General features: G+C 61.2%; 2 protein-coding genes. Both read right to left on the reverse strand.

What is annotated here, in order from left to right; all coding sequences use genetic code 11:
• Positions 1-36: 36 nt before the first annotated feature.
• Positions 37-510: a hypothetical protein gene (locus ACOADB_RS12320; RefSeq protein WP_378598740.1), complete on the reverse strand. Its 474-nt coding sequence runs from the start codon at positions 508-510 to the stop codon at positions 37-39.
• Positions 511-556: 46 nt separating this feature from the next.
• Positions 557-1111, reverse strand: coding sequence for an imm11 family protein (locus tag ACOADB_RS12325; protein WP_378598743.1), 555 nt, complete (start codon positions 1109-1111; stop codon positions 557-559).
• Positions 1112-1286 lie beyond the last annotated feature (175 nt).

Consider the following 1286-nt stretch of genomic DNA (forward strand, 5'->3'; position numbering starts at 1 on the left):
GCGACGAGCCAGGCGACCTGTGGCTCGTTCTGGACCTCACATCGACACACGAACTGCAGTCGTCTGAGTTCCGGCGTCAGGCTCAAGCGTCTGCTGTATGTCGATTCGAACGTTCGCGGTTTCTGAACGCGTCACCAGCCAGACCCCAGGAGCCGCGATCGCCTGTGCGAGGGGCTCGACCTCGAACTGCTGGGCCATCCCAGGGTCACCCACGAACAACAGGTGCGACGGCACGCCAAGAATCTTCAAATGCTGCCACTCCCGGTCCGATGGTTCGTCGAACGCAATGACCAGCCTGCGACACAAGCCGTGATCCGTGTCGGCCTCGACGGGAAACTCATCATCTCCGCCGGTATCAATCAGAACAGCGTGAGTCGTGGCGACCCAACCACAACTGGGAAGCGGCACTCTGCCGCTCCACCACGGCTTGGTTTCTTCCAGGCCGATGTCGGTATCGCAGGCATCAGCGAACAACAGCATCCCGGAATCCACGCCAATGGCGAGTGCCACCTCAGCTCCCGCCTCCCCCTCCGCCTCGCTCACGGACATGTCTCGGTCACACGACTTCACCATAAGGACCGAAGTTGAGCCCAGTGCATCCAGAACTCCTGTACGCATCGGCGACCGACGGAGTTGCCCAGATGCTTCGAGGTGTTTGGGGGATGGTGAACATCTTTGGGTCGGTGATCCGGTCGGACAGCCACACGGCGCGCTGGATCGTTTTGATGTTGCCGCGTGAGCCGCGGTTGAACTGTGAGGCATCGGGGTCAAGCGCGTCTATACGGGTCTGAACTCGCATCAACCAGTACGGCTCTTCGTTAACGGCCACGGGCAGGAAATCGAGGTCCTCTCCGGCGACGTCGTGCATGACCTCCCGCAGCGCCGGTGAAACGAGAGGCTGGGCGATGCCATTCAGCCAGACGGCGTCAACGCGGCCTTGTGCACGAAGATAGAAGTTGTACGTCGAAGGCTGATCCGGGCGTCCTTCTTCGACGTAGGCCATGAATGCCATCCAGTCGATGTGCGCATTTTTCGGATGGGCCGGAAGGAACTCGGGGTAGTCAGGATCTGGCGTGGGATACAGCTTGTCGATCTGGCTGAGTCCGCTCACGGGAGTTCCACCCCAAATCCTGCCCACTTGTCGGGCTCGAGACTGTCCCGCCTTGACTGACACATGACTAGTACCCGATCAGTTCCAGGTAATAGTCCCCCAGGCCCCCCGCGCCCAGGATCGCGGCGAACGCGCCGAGGATCATGAACGGCCCGAACGGCACCGCCGTCTTGCG

The sequence above is a fragment of the Nocardioides sp. CPCC 206348 genome, assembly GCF_048654705.1.
In the GTDB taxonomy this organism is placed as follows: Bacteria; Actinomycetota; Actinomycetes; order Propionibacteriales; family Nocardioidaceae; genus Nocardioides.